This window comes from Winogradskyella sp. PC-19 (assembly GCF_002163855.1).
Taxonomy (GTDB): domain Bacteria; phylum Bacteroidota; class Bacteroidia; order Flavobacteriales; family Flavobacteriaceae; genus Winogradskyella.
In genome coordinates, this window is the sequence record NZ_CP019332.1 from 1,116,920 (window position 1) to 1,136,604 (window position 19,685).

At 32.6% G+C, this 19,685-nt stretch carries 17 protein-coding genes; 4 read left to right on the forward strand and 13 right to left on the reverse strand.

The window, feature by feature from the left end; all coding sequences use genetic code 11:
* Positions 1–2: 2 nt before the first annotated feature.
* Positions 3–3,419 (reverse strand): methylmalonyl-CoA mutase family protein, encoded by a 3,417-nt coding sequence (locus tag BTO05_RS05185; protein ID WP_087491638.1) that lies wholly within the window; start codon positions 3,417–3,419, stop codon positions 3–5.
* 446 nt (positions 3,420–3,865) lie between these two features.
* Between BTO05_RS05185 and BTO05_RS05190 the strand changes: the two genes are divergently transcribed.
* Entirely contained in the window at positions 3,866–4,963 is a 1,098-nt protein-coding gene (locus BTO05_RS05190) for an OmpA family protein (RefSeq protein ID WP_087491639.1), read from the forward strand.
* Between the two features lie 35 nt (positions 4,964–4,998).
* On the opposite strand, the gene BTO05_RS05195 is transcribed toward BTO05_RS05190, so the two are convergent.
* Positions 4,999–6,126, reverse strand: a complete 1,128-nt coding sequence (locus BTO05_RS05195) for a TlpA family protein disulfide reductase (protein ID WP_087491640.1) — start codon at positions 6,124–6,126, stop codon at positions 4,999–5,001.
* 154 nt (positions 6,127–6,280) lie between these two features.
* Here BTO05_RS05195 and BTO05_RS05200 point away from each other — a divergent pair, with 154 nt between their 5' ends.
* Positions 6,281–6,985 (forward strand): DUF4197 domain-containing protein, encoded by a 705-nt coding sequence (locus tag BTO05_RS05200; protein ID WP_087491641.1) that lies wholly within the window; start codon positions 6,281–6,283, stop codon positions 6,983–6,985.
* A gap of 51 nt (positions 6,986–7,036) precedes the next feature.
* The gene (locus BTO05_RS05205) at positions 7,037–7,231 is read left to right on the forward strand and encodes a Lacal_2735 family protein (protein ID WP_087491642.1); all 195 of its coding nucleotides are present in this window, start codon (positions 7,037–7,039) and stop codon (positions 7,229–7,231) included.
* A gap of 42 nt (positions 7,232–7,273) precedes the next feature.
* Here the strand turns inward: BTO05_RS05205 and BTO05_RS05210 are convergent, their stop codons facing one another.
* From BTO05_RS05210 to prfA, 3 genes are read right to left on the reverse strand one after another with little or no spacing between them, the layout of a single operon-like run.
* Positions 7,274–8,056: an ABC transporter substrate-binding protein gene (locus tag BTO05_RS05210; RefSeq protein ID WP_087491643.1), complete on the reverse strand. Its 783-nt coding sequence runs from the start codon at positions 8,054–8,056 to the stop codon at positions 7,274–7,276.
* 36 nt (positions 8,057–8,092) lie between these two features.
* The gene (gene pyrF, locus BTO05_RS05215) at positions 8,093–8,908 is read right to left on the reverse strand and encodes an orotidine-5'-phosphate decarboxylase (RefSeq protein ID WP_087491644.1); all 816 of its coding nucleotides are present in this window, start codon (positions 8,906–8,908) and stop codon (positions 8,093–8,095) included.
* A 34-nt stretch (positions 8,909–8,942) separates the two neighbouring features.
* Positions 8,943–10,019, reverse strand: a complete 1,077-nt coding sequence (gene prfA / locus BTO05_RS05220; protein ID WP_087491645.1) for a peptide chain release factor 1 — start codon at positions 10,017–10,019, stop codon at positions 8,943–8,945.
* 445 nt (positions 10,020–10,464) lie between these two features.
* On the opposite strand from prfA, the gene BTO05_RS05230 reads away from it, so the two are divergent.
* On the forward strand, positions 10,465–11,181 hold the full coding sequence (locus BTO05_RS05230) for an ATP-binding cassette domain-containing protein (RefSeq protein WP_087491647.1): 717 nt from the start codon (positions 10,465–10,467) through the stop codon (positions 11,179–11,181).
* Here the strand turns inward: BTO05_RS05230 and BTO05_RS05235 are convergent.
* The 8 genes from BTO05_RS05235 to BTO05_RS05270 all read right to left on the reverse strand — a co-directional run bounded on the left by BTO05_RS05235 (position 11,116) and on the right by BTO05_RS05270 (position 19,597).
* Positions 11,116–12,123, reverse strand: a complete 1,008-nt coding sequence (locus BTO05_RS05235; protein WP_087491648.1) for a DUF3078 domain-containing protein — start codon at positions 12,121–12,123, stop codon at positions 11,116–11,118. The two genes, BTO05_RS05230 and BTO05_RS05235, sit on opposite strands and share 66 nt — an antisense overlap.
* A 5-nt stretch (positions 12,124–12,128) precedes the next feature.
* The gene (locus BTO05_RS05240) at positions 12,129–13,307 is read right to left on the reverse strand and encodes an AIR synthase related protein (protein WP_087491649.1); all 1,179 of its coding nucleotides are present in this window, start codon (positions 13,305–13,307) and stop codon (positions 12,129–12,131) included.
* A gap of 112 nt (positions 13,308–13,419) precedes the next feature.
* Positions 13,420–14,928 (reverse strand): carboxypeptidase regulatory-like domain-containing protein, encoded by a 1,509-nt coding sequence (locus BTO05_RS05245; protein ID WP_157662546.1) that lies wholly within the window; start codon positions 14,926–14,928, stop codon positions 13,420–13,422.
* Between the two features lies 1 nt (position 14,929).
* Positions 14,930–16,504, reverse strand: coding sequence for a CsgG/HfaB family protein (locus BTO05_RS05250; protein WP_087491651.1), 1,575 nt, complete (start codon positions 16,502–16,504; stop codon positions 14,930–14,932).
* Between the two features lie 25 nt (positions 16,505–16,529).
* Complete coding sequence (locus tag BTO05_RS05255; protein ID WP_087491652.1) at positions 16,530–16,955, reverse strand: curli assembly protein CsgF; 426 nt, start codon at positions 16,953–16,955, stop codon at positions 16,530–16,532.
* Between the two features lie 14 nt (positions 16,956–16,969).
* On the reverse strand, positions 16,970–17,710 hold the full coding sequence (locus tag BTO05_RS05260) for a CsgE family curli-type amyloid fiber assembly protein (RefSeq protein ID WP_087491653.1): 741 nt from the start codon (positions 17,708–17,710) through the stop codon (positions 16,970–16,972).
* A 20-nt stretch (positions 17,711–17,730) separates the two neighbouring features.
* Entirely contained in the window at positions 17,731–18,264 is a 534-nt protein-coding gene (locus tag BTO05_RS05265; protein ID WP_157662547.1) for a hypothetical protein, read from the reverse strand.
* A 136-nt stretch (positions 18,265–18,400) separates the two neighbouring features.
* Positions 18,401–19,597: a hypothetical protein gene (locus BTO05_RS05270; RefSeq protein WP_087491655.1), complete on the reverse strand. Its 1,197-nt coding sequence runs from the start codon at positions 19,595–19,597 to the stop codon at positions 18,401–18,403.
* Between the last annotated feature and the right edge of the window lie 88 nt (positions 19,598–19,685).

The window sequence follows — 19,685 nt, forward strand, 5'->3', positions numbered from 1 at the left end:
AATTACATGTTTCTTCTATATTGTCCACCTACCTCAAATAATGCACTTGTAATTTGTCCTAGAGAACATACTTTACAAACTTCCATCAATACTTCAAAAATATTTTGATTATTTACCGCTTTATGCTGTAAATCTTTCAATAATTCTGTAGTATCATGAGCCGCATTCAAGCTCTTTAAAGTTTGTATTTGGAATTCTTTTTCTTCTTCTGTAGCTCTAATGACTTCTGCTGGTTGAACAGTTGGCGAACCTTTACTACTTAAGAATGTATTTACACCAATAATTGGAAATTCCCCATTATGTTTTAGTGTTTCGTAATACAAACTTTCTTCCTGAATCTTACTACGTTGGTACATAGTTTCCATAGCGCCTAATACACCTCCACGCTCAGTAATTCTGTCAAACTCTAACAGTACAGCTTCCTCTACTAAGTCAGTAAGTTCTTCTATTATAAATGCGCCTTGGATTGGATTTTCGTTTTTAGCTAAACCCAATTCTTTATTTATGATTAATTGTATTGCCATTGCACGACGCACAGACTCTTCTGTTGGTGTTGTAATAGCCTCGTCATAAGCGTTTGTGTGTAACGAGTTACAGTTATCATTAATCGCATATAATGCTTGTAGCGTTGTACGGATATCATTAAAATCAATTTCTTGAGCGTGCAAACTACGACCTGAAGTCTGGATATGATATTTCAGCATTTGTGCTCTAGGATTGGCGCCATATTTATTCTTAAGAGCTTTTGCCCAAATTCGTCTTGCCACACGACCAATTACTGAATATTCTGGATCGATTCCATTTGAAAAGAAGAATGACAGGTTTGGCCCAAACTTATTGATATCCATTCCACGGCTTAGGTAATATTCTACATAAGTGAATCCGTTAGACAATGTCAATGCCAATTGTGTTATTGGGTTAGCGCCAGCTTCGGCAATATGATACCCAGAAATTGAAACTGAATAAAAATTTCGAACGCCGTTATTTATAAAATACTCTTGAACGTCACCCATTAAACGAAGTGCGAATTCCGTTGAAAAAATACAGGTGTTTTGTGCCTGGTCTTCCTTTAGAATATCAGCTTGAACTGTTCCTCTAACTTGAGAAATCGTTTTTGCTTTAATTTCTGAATAAATATGTGATGGTAAAACCTGGTCACCAGTGACTCCAAGAAGCATTAAGCCTAAGCCGTCATTACCTTCAGGTAAATCGCCATTGTATTTTGGTCGCTCTTTACCTTTGTAAATATCAACTATCTTCTTCTCTACCTCTTTTTTAAGGTTATTTTCTTTAATGTAGATTTCGCATTGTTGGTCAATGGCAGCATTCATAAAGAATCCAAGCAACATTGGTGCTGGTCCATTAATTGTCATACTTACAGATGTCATTGCATCAGCAAGGTTAAAGCCAGAATATAGTTTCTTTGCATCGTCTAAACAACAAATAGAAACACCTGCATTACCAATTTTCCCATAAATATCAGGTCTATAATCTGGGTCATTACCGTAAAGCGTTACACTATCAAAAGCTGTAGACAAACGCTTTGCTGGTAAGCCCATACTGACGTAATGGAAACGTCTATTGGTACGCTCAGGTCCGCCTTCACCAGCAAACATTCGTGTTGGATCTTCGCCAGTTCTTTTAAAAGGATATAAACCTGCTGTATAAGGGAATTCACCGGGTACATTTTCTTGTAATGTCCATTTTAAGATATCGCCCCAAGCTGAGTATTTCGGTAACGCTACTTTAGGAATTTGTGTGTGTGATAATGACTCTGTATGTGTATCAATTTTTATTTCCTTGTCTCTAACCTTAAATGTGTAAACAGGATTTTTGTATTTATTTACTTTATCGTCCCAACCAGTAATGACTTCCCAATTATAAGGATCAAGGTTCATTTTCACACGGTCAAATTCTGCAATTAACATTCGAACAAAATCTTTTCTCTCAGCTTCGTTAGTATGTGAAAAGTCAATTTCCAATCCAGACTTATCCAGACTTGGTGTTGAACCAACTACAGACTCTACAGTCTTAAATATTCCATATAATTTTTGTGCAACTTCGACTTGAGTTAGAGCAGTTTGGTCGTACGCACGATTACTCTCTGCAATTTCAGAAAGGTAGCGTGTACGGTTTGGTGGAATCACAAAAATCTTCTCGCTCATTTCTTTAGAAATCTCGAATGTCGATTTTAATTCAGCATCTGTTTTCTCTACCAATTTATCCATAATAGATTTGTAGAGTGTATTCATTCCTGGATCATTGAATTGAGATGCAATGGTTCCAAAAACTGGTAAGTCATCTTGATGTACATCCCAAAGATTGTTATTACGCATGTATTGTTTTTTCACATCGCGTAATGCATCAAGAGCACCTCTTTTATCAAATTTGTTTATGGCTACTAAGTCCGCAAAATCAAGCATATCGATTTTTTCGAGTTGGGTTGCAGCACCAAATTCTGGGGTCATTACATATAAAGCTACATCACTATGCTCCATGATTTCAGTATCAGATTGACCAATACCAGAAGTTTCTAAAATAATTAAATCAAACTCAGCAGCTTTTAAAACTTCAATGGCTTCATTTACATATTTTGATAATGCTAAGTTTGATTGACGTGTTGCCAAACTACGCATGTAGACACGAGGTGAGTTAATAGCATTCATACGAATTCTATCACCTAAAAGAGCTCCACCAGTTTTACGTTTTGAAGGATCCACAGAAACTAACCCTATCGTTTTATTAGGAAAGTCTATTAAAAAACGTCTTACAAGCTCATCAACTAATGAGGATTTACCTGCACCACCAGTTCCCGTAATTCCTAAGACTGGTGTTTTTGAGGTTTTATTCTTTTCTTCAATAATTGATAATGCATTTTTTGCTACATCTGGAAAATTCTCTGCTGCTGAGATAACACGAGCTATATGCTTTGGATTTTTCTCATTAAGTGTATTTACTTCACCATTTAAACTATCTCCTATTGCATAATCAGCAGTTTGTACCAAATCATTAATCATACCTTGAAGTCCCATTGCTCTTCCATCATCTGGCGAATAAATTCTAGTTATACCGTAATCCATCAATTCTTTGATTTCTTCTGGTAAAATAACGCCGCCACCGCCGCCAAATATCTTTATATGCCCAGCACCTTTTTCTTTAAGTAGGTCATACATGTATTTGAAATATTCATTATGTCCTCCTTGATAAGACGTCATCGCTATTGCATTTGCATCTTCTTGGATAGCTGTATTCACAACTTCTTCTACACTTCTATCATGACCTAAATGAATAACTTCTACTCCAGTTGATTGTATGATACGACGCATTATATTGATTGCAGCATCATGCCCATCAAAAAGAGAGGCTGCTGTAACTATACGTACTTTATTCTTTGGTTTATAGGGTGCGACTTGTTCCATTCGTAAAATTGTTGCTTTTTAGAGCTGCAAATTTACTGAATTTAAAAAAATCATAAGCTTTTGTTATGAAATGTTTAATTTAAAAAATATCAATAAAAATTTTACAGTCAAATTCTTCGTTTATCATTGGTTTATTTAAATAAAAAAAGAAGCGTTTTTTTGCAAAAAAAGTCAAAAACACTAAGCCAACTCATATATAATAGCTTTAAACAGTAAAAAAAGGCACTTAATCGAAAAAAAAAGGAGCCATAATTAATGTGGAAACTTTAAAAGTAAACTAACATATAGATTTGCAATACAATTGGGGAGATTGAGTGATTCTTTAAAAAATCTAAAAATTTTGTTAATTTTTTAGATTTTACTTACATTTAAAATTCTATTAATTTAAAAATCAACTTTTTACAAACAAAGAATTAATTAACACGAACCATTAACAAAAACAAATTATGAAACAAAAATTATTATTATTCTGCTTTTTAGCAGGTGTAGCTTTTACCTACGCTCAAGACTTACCAAGCAATCCTACTCCAGGAAAATGCTACGTTAAATGTATAACTAAAGATACTTTTAAAGAGGTTACTGATACATATCAGGCTTCACCAGAGTACACTACATTAAAAGTTCAACCAGAAACATACAAAACTGTTGAAGAACGTGTATTAGTAAAAGAAGCAAGCAAGCGTTTTGAATACATTCCTGCTGTTTATGAAACTGTTGAAGTATCTTATGTAAAAAAAGAGGCTGGTACTGCTCTTAGCATCATACCTGCAACTTTTGGAACTAGTTCTAAAACATATGAAACTTATCCAGCTACATCTGGTTGGGAATATAAAGTTTTAGAAGATTGTCCTTCAGTAAATAAGGATGATTGTGTTGCTGCGTGTTTTGTTGAGTATCCAGCACAATTTAGAGAAGTATCATTTACAACTCTAGCTTCTGATGCAAAGACAACTAGCGAACCTGTTCCTAGCAGAAATGCTACCTACAAAAAGAGAGTTGTTAAAACTCCAGCTAGAATGAATGAAATTGCAATCCCAGCAGAATATAAAACTATCACAAGACAAGTTGTTGACACTCCTGCTAGAACAGTACCTTCTACTATATCTTCGAGATCTGATACAGTAACTAGAACAGTATTAGACCAAAAAGGTGGAATTTCTACTTGGGAAGAAGTTGATTGTGAGTTATTAGACCCTAATGTATTACCTGTATATTACGAACTAGGTAGTGCTCGTTTAACTGGCGCTTCTAAGAAGACTATTGATGAAACATTATTACCTATGATGAGAGATTCTAAAGTAAGTGTTGAGATTATGTCCCATACAGATTCTAGAGGTAATGATTCTTTTAACCAATCTTTATCACAACAACGTGCTAATTCTGTAGTTAACTATTTAGTATCTAAAGGAATCTCTAGAAGTAGATTAACTGCTAGAGGTTTTGGAGAAACTAGATTAAAAAACAGATGTGCAAACGGTGTAGATTGTTCAGAAAACCAACACCAACAAAACAGACGTACAGAGTTTAGAGTTTTATCTAACTAATCTGAATTAAGTTTTAATATAAAAAAAGCGCCTTTTTAAGGTGCTTTTTTTGTTATAACATATTTAGGATAATCTGCAGTTTCTTTATTGACTTTAATACCATATTCCTCTAGATTACTTTGCATAAACTCAAAGTACTTGTAGTGTATTTGCCAATCGTGTCTACTGTATAAATGCTTATCACTTGCAGAAACTACAACTGGTATATCTAAAGCTTTTGCCAATTGGTAAGAAACATCTTTAAGACTTACATTATCGGCTTGTATATCATTATCACTAACCAAATATTTAGATTCTGACCCAGCCCAATTTATTTGAGTTGTATCCCAAAATTTTGGACTTCTAACCTTTAGAGCTATTACCTCACCAGTTGCTATACTTTCAGTAACCTGAAGCCCCATTTTGTCTAGTACTTGTAAATCAATATTTTCTTCATCAGCCTTTGTCTTATTTATATAAACAGTATATGATTTATTGAAAGATGGAGAAACACCGATTTGTTTATGATATATATTAGATAAATAACTTAATATTTCTTTTACGCTACCTGTTAATTTTAAATAACCGTAACTATAACTTACGCCTAATCCTTCAGTTATAGTCTTATTAGATTTTATTTCTATATCATTTTTAGGTCTATATTCTTTTACGAAAGATTCCCTTGAATTAATAACTTTTAGAAATCTATTAAGTGGTTTTCTCACTCTATTTCCCCTAAGAAATCTACTTAGTTGACTTGGTTTTAAATCAGACGGATGACCTTGCCAAAGCTTATCACCTTTTGCATTAAATAATATACCAGCAGGAAGCGAAGTAATATTATACTGATTAAAAGTACTTTTATTATCATCAACAACTATAGTCAATTCTGTTGGATTTTTATTTATGAATTTTTCAACTTTTGCAGGATTTTCACTTGAAATTGATATGACATGAAAATCTTTAGGATATTGCTTCTGCAATACTGTAAGTAGCTTTTTTGAATATACACATGGCCCGCACCAGGTTGCCCAAAAATCTACAAAGTAAAGTTTATTAGACTCAGTTTCTACAATACTAGATTGTTGTAATATTTCTGAAACTCTAATTTGAGCATTGCTAGAAAACACAACTCCCATAAAACATATGAGAAAAAAAATAGTTTTTAATCCTAATCTCTTCATAATATAATCATATGACCATTTAAGTCAAATACCGTGCTAAAGTTACCATTATTATTAATAAATATTATCACTCAAACATATTTACAATATTTATGTATTAACGCTAGTTTTATATTTAAATTTGAATTTCAATTAAATTATAAACATCAGTATTATGAAAAAATATATTCTTTTATTAGTATTTACTATGATTATTACATCTTGTGCTGAATTACAGCAAGTCGTTAATCAACTACCACAAGCAGGTACAATAAGCAATACCGACATAGCAACTGGTCTTAGGCAAGCACTAGATTTAGGGATTGACAAACAAGTTACAAAGCTTACCCAAAAAGATGGTTTTTTCAAAAATGAATTGGTAAAAATCTTACTGCCTGAAGAATTACAAAAGGTTGATAAAACACTACGTAGTATTGGATTAGCAAGTCTAGCAGATGAAGGCCTGAAAGTACTGAACCGAGCAGCTGAGGACGCAGTAAAAGAGGCGACTCCAATCTTTGTAAGTGCTGTAAAAGGAATAACGTTTGATGATGCAAAAAATATTTTATTAGGTACTGAAGATGCAGCTACACAGTATTTGGCATCAAAAACACAAACAGAACTATACAATAAATTTAAACCTGTTATTAATAATTCCTTTAGTAAGGTAGGCGCTGACCAAATATGGACTAACCTTATTACAAAATATAATAATTTACCCTTAACTAATAATGTCAATCCAGACCTTACAGATTATGTTACAGGTGAAGCTCTGAAAGGTGTTTATAAGATGATAGCCGTTGAAGAAAAGGAAATCAGAAATAAAATTTCTTCAAGAACCACAGGTTTACTTAAAAAAGTATTTGCATTGCAAGATTAATAACACTTATTTTTGATATTTTTATGTTCTAAATGTTAAACTAACACAACCATGTCTAGTGAACAAGCCTTAATCTCAAAAAAAAGAAAACTAAAACAAAAGTATTTGTTTTTAATTGAAGACGCCTATAACCACAAACAAATAGATCAGGCATACAGTGATTTATCAGAATTTAAAGCTATTAAAGTTTTGAATAAAATCAACCAATTAAAGTTTGTTATTTCAGACAGTCAATTTAGGATTTAATTGATGAGCCGAAGTCGGCAAATTAATTATTGGCTTCTTTTTTTAATGGCTTAATGTTCTGAAATAATTGTAAGCATATTTTAGTCTGCTTCCGTACCACGAAAACATTTCGCCATCTACTACTATAATTTTTTTATTAGGAAATAAAATATTCATTTCTTTTATGTGAACATCTTTAAATGGAAATGGCTCACTAGAAAGGATTATAATCTCAACTTCTTTTAATCTTAAATTATCTAGTTTTACTTCAGGGTAACGTGTTTGAGCCTTAAATACGTTTTCAAATCCAGCTTCACCTAACATATAATCTATATATGTATTTAATCCCGCCACCATCCAAGGTTTTTTCCAGATAAAATAGGCTGCTTTTTTCTTGCTTGATTCCTTAGTTTCAATCTGAAATTGTTCACGTTCATCCTTAATACTTTTTACTAATAATGCAGCCTTTTTATCAACCTGAAATAATTTCCCATAAGAATTAATTAATTGATAAACATCGTCTATATCGTAAATATCACTAACATGAATTGGAGCAATCTCTTTTAAAGCATCAATAATCTCTTTTGAATTCTCTTCCTTATTACAAAGAATAATGTCAGGGTTTAGTTTCTTTATCTTCTGAAGATTAATATTTTTAGTACCACCAACAACTGTCTTTTGTTTTAGTAATTCCTTTGGGTGAATGCAAAATTTAGTTATACCTACAATTGAATCTATTAAACCCAAATCCACCAACAACTCTGTTTGTGATGGAACTAAAGAAATTATACGATTTGGTGTTTCTTCTAATTGAATTTTTCGATTTAGTTGGTCAATGTATATCATGATGAGATGCTGAATCTAGTCCTGCATGGCAATTACTTATTTTGAAAGTATGGATTGCATTTGCTGTTGCAATTCTTCAGCTTTTTTAGCAGCAGCGTCTGCAAAACTTTCATCTTGTGATGCATAAATAATCCCTCGAGACGAGTTGATTAGCAACCCAATATCTTTTGTCATTCCGTATTTACAAACTTCTTGAAGATTTCCACCTTGAGCACCAACTCCAGGGACTAGTAAAAAACTGTTTGGAATTATATTTCGAATATCGGCTAAATATTCGGCTTTTGTAGCACCAACAACGTACATAAGGTTTTCAGAATTTTTCCAAGTCTTGGAAGTTTTTAAAACTTCTTTGTAGACTTCTACTTCATCAATGGTTTTTGTCTGAAAATCGAAAGCACCTTGATTAGACGTTAATGCTAGTAAAATAGTATGTTTGTCTTTAAAAGCTAAAAAAGGTTCAACAGAATCTTTACCCATATATGGCGCCACAGTAACGCTATCAAAACCTAAATCATCAAAAAAAGCTTTTGCATACATAGTGCTAGTGTTACCAATATCACCTCGTTTGGCATCAGCAATTGTGTAAATTTCAGGATGGTTTTCGCTTAAATAATTAATGGTCTTTTCTAAAGCCTTCCAACCTTTAATACCGTAAGCTTCGTAAAAAGCTGTGTTAGGTTTATAGGCCACACAAAGATGATGGGTTGCATCGATAATTGCTTTATTGAAAGCAAATATTGGATCTTCTTCTTCCAATAAATACTTAGGAATTTTATTTAAATCTACATCTAATCCTATACAAAGAAAGGATTGTTTTTTATGGATTTGTGCTATGAGTTGTTGTGTTGTCATTGTATAAAAAGAGCCTCAATAAAGAGGCTGAAATTCAAATTACATCATCGTTAGCTTTCAATAACTCTGTATTTTCGGCTAACATTAATTCGTCTACTATTTTTTGAATATCTCCATTTATGATATTTGACAAATCATAAAGTGTCAAACCTATTCTGTGATCTGTAACACGTCCTTGAGGATAATTATAAGTTCTAATCTTTGCACTTCTGTCTCCAGAACTAACCATACTTTTTCGTTTTTCAGAATCAGCAGCCTGTTGTTTTGCTAACTCTAAATCATATAAACGAGAACGTAAAACTTTTAAAGCCTTTTCTAAGTTTTTATGAGATGATTTTTGATCTTGACAGCTTACTATCATTCCAGTTGGTTCGTGATGTAATTTAATTGCCGAATACGTTGTATTTACAGATTGACCACCAGGACCAGTAGATGTTGTACGCTCAATACGGACTTCTGTCATATCCAACTCATAATCAAACTCTTCTGCTTCTGGTAAAACCATTACAGTAGCTGCACTTGTATGCACACGACCTTGAGTTTCTGTTTGAGGTACACGCTGCACTCGATGCACACCAGCTTCAAACTTCATTGTTCCGTAAACATCTTCACCAGATACCTCAAAAATTATTTCCTTAAAACCACCAGAAGTTCCATCACTTGTGCTAACTACATCAACACGCCATCCTTTGTCACTACAATATTTTGAATACATACGGTACAAATCGCCAGCAAAAATACTTGCTTCATCACCGCCAGTTCCTGCTCTAACTTCAACAACAACATTTTTTGCATCGTCAGGATCTTTTGGGATAAGCATAAACCTAATATCTTCTTCGAGTTTATCAATAGATGCCTTTGCTTCATCAAGTTGCATTTTGGCCATCTCTACCATTTCGGCATCAGAACCATCTGCAATAATCTCTTCTGCTTCGGCCATATTGTCTAATGACTCTTTATAAATAACACCTTTATCAACGATTAATTTAAGATCTTTATATTCTTTCATCAGCTTTGTATAACGCTTCTGATCTGATATAATATCTGGTTGTATGATAAGGTCATTAACCTCATCGAATCGTTGTTTAATTATCTGTAATTTCTCTAACATCTATCATCAAAATTGAGGGATAAAAATACGATAAATATTCAATTTTACTTGGTGTTTCTTAACTACATATCAACAACAAAAAATAATTTAAAATTGTCTACGTTATCAAATGTATATGCATCGTCTCCTAGCTATACTTGCATTTTATAAGCCGTTTGTGGTTTGGTCATTAGTTATAACTGCCGTGATTGGATTTTTAAATTCACATCTAGCACCTGCACTAATTATTAAATTATTTCTTACGGTTTTTGCGTGGTATTACGTTCACGAAACCTCTCAGAGAAGAAAATTAACCTTTTACAAGAATTTAGGAATATCTCCGCTAAAGCTATTTTCAATTATATTTATGATTGATTGTATATTGACTATTGTTTTTCTAACTATTTTTAAAGAATTCACATAAAAATAAAACCGCTTATTAATTTATGATATAACAATTACTCTAATGATTTTCGAAATTGACAATGTAGAACTGTACTTTAAAAACAAACGTATTTTAAACGGTATTTACCTAAAAGCAGAAACTGGAAAAGTGACAGGAATTTTAGGCAGAAACGGTTGTGGAAAAACAAGTCTTCTGGATATTGCTTTTGGAAACTTGAAACCAAAGTACAAGCTTGTCAGAATTGATAGCAAACCCGTTTTAAAATCATTATATAAAACAGGATTTGTAAAATACTTGCCTCAATACGATTCTGCTCCAAAGGGTTATAAACTTAATAGGCTTTTTGATTTATTTAAAGTTAATTGGAATGGTTTTACAGAACAGTTCGAAGAGTTTTCCACCTATCATAATCATAAATTTGGTAAGCTCTCTGGCGGCCAACGTCGATTTATTGAAATTTATCTCATTTTGAAAAGTAAAAGTGAAATTGCATTTTTAGACGAACCTTTCAATGATATTTCGCCACTAATGATTGATGGTGTAAAAGCTTTAATTACTGAAGAAAAAGCCAATAAGATAATTATCTTAACCGACCATAAATACGAAGATGTTATTGATATTACGGACGACCTTTATTTTTTAAACAACGGCAGCACAAAATTAATAGATAAGCTTACTGAGCTTGAAGATTATGGGTATCTACCAACTAATTCACTTATTAATTGTACTTTGCTTTTGCAGGACTTCATTGAGGTTAACTACAAATCCTATACCTAAAAGCTGTTTCCATTGTAATTTTGGTCCATCAATTACTATTGTTTCGTTAGTTATCTCGTTTTGTGTGACTGCGGTTTTTATGTCATCATCGTAACGTAAATGAGAACCAAACATCGCGCTAATGTATTTATTTACCTTAAAATCAAAGTTAATTTCCCACTCAATATCAATGTTACCAAATCGATTAAGGTAATCTGTATATAGACGTATCAAGCTATTTACTTTAACGTTTTCAAATATTTCATCTTCAAATTGATTGGTCAACAATATGCCAAACTCTGTTCTTACGCTTTCACCTGATTCCAAAAGGTTTCCATCCATATCAAAAATAGCTGGATTGACACCAAACGCCCCAGAATTTGCTAAACTTTGATCTAAAACAAAAGTGGTTTTTAGTGTAACTGGTGAAGCGTAAAAGGATAGTTTTTCAATATGCCTACCATACTCTAATCCAGTTCCTAAAAACAAATATGCAGGAGCCATGAAACGAGAAATAGGGTCTTCGTCTGGATTATTAAAACCATCAGCAAACTGAGTATTAAAACTGAATCTAGTTGAATAAAACCAATTACTATTCTCACTTTTTTCATACCCGAAATTTGAAATTATTGATATAGCATCTTCCGTTTTTTGAATAGGTTGCGCTTGTTGTTTATTTAATCCATAACGTAATTGCAGTGATGAGTTCCAGAATAGTTTTGCGTTTTTATAATTTGCAGTAGCTTTACCATTAAGGATGGCTGAGATAGAATTTACACCACCGGAATTCCAGTTTGTAAAGGACACTTGATTAAAATACAAACCTAAATCTTCATTAGTTTTCCAACCATAATCTTTGGTTTTATCAATTACAGGATTAATAAATAAATCGCTTGGTTGAGACCACAAATTACAAGAGATAAAACCTAAAAAAAGGAAACTAAAAATTTTAGAAACACTCATACCTATTAATAAGTAAATTTACCGTAAGAACTTTTGATAGTTAACCTTTTAGTTTCTGAAGCTTTGACACGACCAATAATTTGTGCATCTACATTGAATGATTTTGAAATAGCTATTATATCTTCGGCAACTTCTGGCTTAACATATAATTCCATACGATGACCACAGTTAAATACTTGGTACATTTCTTTCCAATCAGTCTTTGATTGTTCTTGTATAAGTTTAAATAATGGAGGAATCGGGAACATATTGTCTTTGACAATATGCAAATTATCTATAAAGTGTAAAATTTTTGTTTGTGCACCACCACTACAATGAACCATACCGTGAATACTATCACTTTTATACTTGTTCAAAATTGCTTTTATGATTGGTGCGTATGTCCGTGTTGGCGATAGCACCAATTTACCTGCATCAATTGGTGAATCTTCTACAGAATCAGTTAATTTTGTTTGTCCTGAATACACTAAATCTTCTGGTACAGCGGCATCGAAACTTTCAGGATACTTTTTTACTAAATATTTATGAAATACATCATGACGCGCAGAGGTTAAGCCATTACTTCCCATACCACCGTTGTATTCTGTCTCGTAGGATGCTTGACCAAAGGACTCTAAACCAACGATTACGTCACCTTCAGAAATATTAGCATTATCAATTACATCACTACGTTTCATTCTAGCAGTAACTGTAGAATCTACAATTATTGTACGTACTAAATCTCCAACATCTGCAGTTTCGCCTCCGGTAGAATGAATAGTAACTCCAAAGGATTTTAAATCTTCAATCAATTCTTCAGTACCATTAATAATTGCAGAAATAACTTCACCTGTTATTAAGTTTTTATTTCTTCCTATCGTAGAAGATAGCATAATATTATCTGTAGCTCCTACGCATAGTAAGTCGTCGATATTCATAATCAACGCATCTTGAGCTATACCTTTCCATACAGAAACATCTCCTGTTTCTTTCCAGTACATATAAGCCAAAGAAGATTTTGTACCCGCACCATCTGCATGCATTATTAAACAGTAGTCATCATCATTTGTTAAATAATCAGGCACTATTTTGCAAAATGCTTTTGGAAATAAACCTTTATCTATATTCTTAATAGCGTTATGTACGTCTTCCTTAGAGGCTGAAACGCCACGTTGGGCATATCGTTTACTGATGTCTTGGCTCATTATTAATTTTATTTACCACAAAAATAATTTAATAAATGTCTATATCTAATTACTGGAACAAAAAAAGCATTCAAAAATAATTGAATGCTTTTTTTGTATTTCAAATTGTTTATTATTCAAAGTCTGGCATGCGTGCATCTTCAGCAAATATGAGTCTCGCAAAACCAACATCGACTGGTGAAGTATCTGTTATTAAGATATTTTTCTGAGAAACACCATCATTTGATGTATTCGTAAAAATTATTTCGGCCTCGTTAGGTGTAAAGCGACAATCAAAATCATTAGTTCCTGCTATTTTAGTATCAGAGAGATCGTTAGTTATAACTGTTGCTCTTTCGTAAGTAAAAATCCTCGAATCTAATTGCCTGTAATTAGGACTTTCAAATCCGGAAACATCGTGCCAGTATAATATAAATTGATTGTCTATAGAAATATCTAATCCTCCAGCAGCTCCAGAAACTCCAGATAATACAGTATCTAATACAGTGCCTGAGCTATCAATAGTAAATATTGAAACATTATAACCATTGACATCATTCGTTTTTAAAGCAATTATAGATTCGTCTGCACTTATAGAAACTTCTGTAATAAAACTTCCATCTGAAGTTTGATAGATTTCTTGTAAACCTGTACCATCAACATTAATGCTATATAATCTATCAAAATTAGGATAGATTAGTTGTCCGCCATTTTGCGTCCAAGAAAAGTCTACTTCATTTAGGTTAAAAGCATTTACAGGTACTTGTGAGGTAATTTGTTGTTTATTAGAACCATCCTTATCCATAATAAAAATGTGAGTCTCTGAACCTGCGTTAGACAAAAATGCTATTTTATCTGCAGCTGTATTTTGTCGTGGTCTATAACTATTAATACTAGATGATGTTAAAAATAAGTCATTTCCTAAATCGTCAGTTGAAAAAATAACATTATTACCATCAATTTCTCTAACTAACACGTGTCTGTTATCTGGAGCCTCTATAGTTTCAAAAACACTAACTTCACTTTGAATAACCTCTTCATTAATATTGTCTTTTGCTCCTACTTGCCAGAAATACTTCAGCCCAAATCTTAAACCAGATATATCTACCATTGTATCGTTTACTATTGAAAATGACAGGATTTCCTCATCAAAATTATTTCTCAACTCTATTGAGTATGTAATCTCATCTTCATCTGGGTCACTACCTATCCAGACCAAAGTTGTATTTAACTCAACATCGATAGCATTATCAGATGGTGTTACTAATATTGGTGTATTTGGAGGTCTATTATTAGCAGTCTCAACATCTAACTCAAAAACAACATTTACAGTTCCGTCTGAAGTAATTTCAGCAGCTTCAAACGCAGATAAAAAACCATCTAACTCTGCTTGAACTGAATATTGGTCTACCGGTATTTCTTCAATTATAAATTCCCCGTTTTCGTCTGTAAATACTGTACTAGAGTTTGGATTTGTAGAGATTTTAACATTCTCTAAAGGAGTATTAGTACCATTAGTTACCACTATACCTGTTAATGTTCCTTTTTCAAAATCGCTTATGGCGTCTTCGCTACAACTATAAAGAATTACAGCCACGCACATTACAATTGTATACTTAACATACCTCGTGATATTCTTCATATTAGTTTTCATTATTTTTTTTAGTTTCTTTCTGTGATTTCTTATTCGCTTTTCTAAGATTTTTTAACTTTTTGCGATCTTCTTTTTCAGCAGCTTTCATTTCGTCTTCAGCAGTTTTACCAAAGTTTCTTTGGCTTTCTATGTTAGAGTCTCTTAGTATTTTTAGCTCTTTCTCCTTGAGTCTTCTTAACTCTCGTTCTCTTGTACCTTCATATTTAGGTGGATTTAGATAAAAATTTAGTCCTAATCCAAATCTGTAATAAAAGTCATCTCTTTTTCCACTAATTACACCATCTACCTCGTCACTAAATGTTATGTTGTGCTCACCAAATATATTAATACCTAGCTTATCAGAAAGCATATATTCTAATCCTAAACCATATTGAAACTTTAAATCGATTTCTGATAAATCATTTCTACCGTTAGCTCCAAATCCGGAATAAATAAATGGCGTTAAATTATCATAGGGTAAAATTGTAAACTCAGCATTAAAATCTAAGGATGTAAATGATTCATCTAAGAAACCTTCATTTCTTAAGTTAAACTGATTTAAAGAAGTATTAATATTAAGAAATGGCATGAGGTATCTTTTGTAACCAACACGGCCAAAGATTTCCGGCCTTGGGTTAGGTAAATCACCATCTATTATACTTGTTCCTGCAGCAATGTTTACTACAGACTTTCCTCTTCTGTCTCTATACAGTCTTTCGTTAAGCTTCGTAGTTCTTGCCAAACTTTTTTCTTCGTAATAATCTTTTAATAAAGCATTAACCTGATTCTCATCGTTATTTTTTGGAGACCAAAGCTTATCTGAAATACCTTCAATCACCAACGAATGTACTGCTTTCTCAATGGCTTCTGTTACTGCTAATTGTATTGGCTCGTTGCGAGTAAATCCAGTTTCAGCTTCTAATAATCTTTGAAAGCTTACAAATCTGAAATAATTTGCATCCAATGCTTGAGACAAAATTGTTTTTGAAACATATACTGTTTTTAAAATTTCTCCCGTTGAAGTAGATACAGCTCTTAAATATATAGTAACTCTGTCTTGTCTATATTTTGTTGAGCCACCAATACCAAAATATCGAGCACCAATACCACCTGTTATGGTGTTAGTATCGTAAGAGACTATTCCTCCTTCTAATAGAATTCCTGCAAATAATAGAGGTCGTAATCGCTCTGGTGTAGTTCCGTTTACTTGAGCATATTCATCACGAGTAGACTTAATGATTTGTCTTTCATTAAGAAGGTTACTTAAATTCTCTCTTTCTGTTGCTACAAACCATTTAGAATCCTCTAGTGCTTTTAATAAAATTGATGTTGAGCCTTGTGTTACAGCAGTACTGAATGTACTACCATTTTCTGTAGGCTTAAACTGTCCTGTTTGGTCTCTAAAATTATAGACACCAACTACAACAGGCTGCTGTGGCTCAGGTAAAGTAGATAACAATTTACTTACTCTAGTGTCTTCTCCTAAGCGAGCAATCTCCTCAGTTACAGGCTGATTAAAGTAAGTACCACAACTAAATATAAATATCATTGAAAACAACGATATATATAATTTACAATTTTTCATAGGTTTGGTCTAGTAAATATTAGGGTTAGTTGCCTCCACCAGGAATAACAACTTGAGTTTGGTCTCCGTTATTAGTATCTAAAATATCAATAACTAGCCCTTCTGTAGATTCGAAAATTTCAACAACCAAGGAACCAAATGAAAACGTCCCTGGAGCTAATTGCCCATCATCTCCAAATTGTTGACTAAATAACGATCTAGATATTTGATTTAACAATTGGTTATTAAGATTCTGACTAAAACGCTCAAGCTCGCTTTGTTGTTGATTCCTTGTTTCTTCGTTTGGGTCTGTAAAGGAATTCTGTGCTTGGGCACTTTGTAATAAAAATTGGTAATTAAAGGTATCACCACCAAAAAAAGGATTTACTGCGCGGTAAACAAATTGTTGTGAGTAACTATTTTGGATAGAAAAACCACCTATAAAACAAGCGATTAACAGTATTTTTTTCATAATGATGTTATTAGTTAGTATTGTTTAATATAATTTTTTTGACGCTCCAAAATAGTAAAATATTTTGAAACATTTTCTATGGCTATTGCTGTCTGCTGTTTAATATAATCTCTTTTGGGTTGGGTGAAAAATTTATGTACTAATTTATCACCAACACTAATTTCCATAATTGTACTTCTACCAAAACTAAATTGCTCAACAATTTTTACAACTTCTTTACCATTTATTCCTTTTAACCTATAAGCTGAATAAAACTCGACATAAAAATCTCGACCCGGTTTTGTTTTTGTGTTTTCTGTAACCAAACCTCTTAATCCAATGTAATCATTTTTTTTGTTAGATTTAGTTGAAGAATTATCATTTTCGTCATCATTTAATAAAACGCGCCGATCTTTTGCAACTAACTTATTTTCTGAATCAAAAACTAGTATTACGGCGGTAATCTTGTCCTTCGTATTTGGATTAATACTCACTTCTTCTAATGTTATCTTTTCATTAGGCTTCAAAACAAAACGCTTAGATTTTTCAGCTTTAAGAACATCTCCTGTTTGGAAATTCTTTCTATAGATAAACATTTGGTATCTTAAACTTTTAATAAGGTCTGTTTTACTGGAAACAGTTCCCATAATGCCTAATAATTCTGAAACATTTTTTGTTTCAATTTTTGCTATGATTTCTCTATTTGTTTCTTGAGATATGGCACTGATATTATATAAGAAAGAAAGAAAGAAAAATATGTACTTGGTTATTTTCAAAACCTGTAATTTTGGTAGAGTTAGAAACTACGAATAATTAAGGTCTGATTATTTCCGGTGATTCGGAATGAGAGATTTTCCGTTAAACTATTTGTCCCAAACTTCTCGAAACGTAAATTATTTCCGTTTTGTAAAACTTGGAGTGATGAGTTACTTACATTACCAAAAGAGAAATTAGTTATAGCATTATCATTTCCATTTTGTATGAGACGTTCTGTAGTTTGAAGAATAGAATTACTACTTTTTATTGTATTTCTGTCACCTATTTGTATGTACTCAAGACTAGAATTAGCTGAATTTGTTTGTGAAACAGCTATATTACTATCACCTATTTGATTAATGACCACGATATTTCTATCACCTATATTTGTATTTGATTGTCTTCTTTGAATTGCCTCAACTTGATTTAGTAGAAGATAGTTTGAAGTAGATTGTTTGAAATTATATATTTCAGAAACACGTTTTGTTTTACTATTATCTGTTTCAGTCTTATCTTGAGACAACACATAAGATGGTAATAAGCAAAATATCATAAGGAATATTAAGTGTCTCATTCTTTTTTGTTTATTTTTATTTAAATATAAACAAAAGAAAGGAGATTATACTCTCCTTTCTTCTGTTTTTGAAGATATTGTTGTCTTTTAAAAGGATAACATTATCTAAAAAATTATACCTAATTAATTGTTATAATTAGTTAGACTGTAATGTAAATGCAGTATTTGATACACCAGTTTGTCTGATGATGCTAGAATGGAATTCTCCCATTTGAGCAACTCGTGCATAGTTAGCATCTCCTCTTTGTCTTACAAAACTACCGTTTAAGAAACCATTTTGCATAGATAATACACCGTTAAAATCACCTCTTTGTAATACATCAGAAGAGTTAGCCTCACCTATTTGTAAGTTGTTAGAAGAGTTATTATCACCACGTTGTACTGTTAATGCCCAGTTATCTACACCTTCTTGGCCTTGACCACTTTGGTTGTTATCACCTTTTTGGTCAGCGTCAGCAGTGTTAAAAGCACCTAATTGTAATTGTAAAGCATCGTTCCCATTACCATCTTGAAGAACATCAGCATCATTCATGAAACCTTCTTGGTCTTGAGTTGAAACGTTACCGTTACCATATTGTGATGTCAATGCATTATTTGCAACTATAGATTGGGTTTGAGTAGTTGTGTTACCGTTACCTTGAGAAAGATTACCAGCATAGTTATCATCACCAGCCTGCGTTTGTGTAGAAACATTGTCGTTTCCAAATTGGAATGACTCAGCAGTGTTAAAAGCACCATCTTGGTCTTGTGTAGCACTATTACGGTTTCCTACTTGCCATACATCTCCGTAATTACCAGGACCTCTTTGGTTTTGGTCAGAAGCATTACGGTTACCTTGTTGTGTAGACCATGCAAAATTACCTGTAGCCATATTACTACCTGTACTTTGATCTTGTACAGCATCATTACCATTACCATACTGTTCTACAATAGCAGTATTGTTATCGTAACGTTGCTTTTGGTAAGAATCATTTCTGTCACCTATTTGCTCAACAGTAGCACTGTTAAACTCAGCCCAACCAACACCTTGATCAATTTCAGCGTCATTTCTAACACCATCTTGGAAAACATCAGCAAAGTTAAAATCGCCGTCTTGTTTTACAGTAGATCTGTTTTTTGTACCTTCTTGTAAAACAAAAGTAAGATTTCCAACTCCTCCTAGTGGATTCATTTTACCATCTTGTGTAACTTTAGATTTGTTCTCATCTCCGAATTGAGCAACATAAGCTTCGTTACCAACACCATCTTGGTCAGTATTACTTTTGTTACCCTGAGCAAGAGAAACTCCTCCGCACAATAATAATGCCGCAGCACCTAATACATAATTTTTCATAATTTTTAATTTAATGGATTATTTAATTAATTTTTAATATTCGTCATAATAACTAAAATGCAAAAGCGCTTTTAATCAATATGATTTT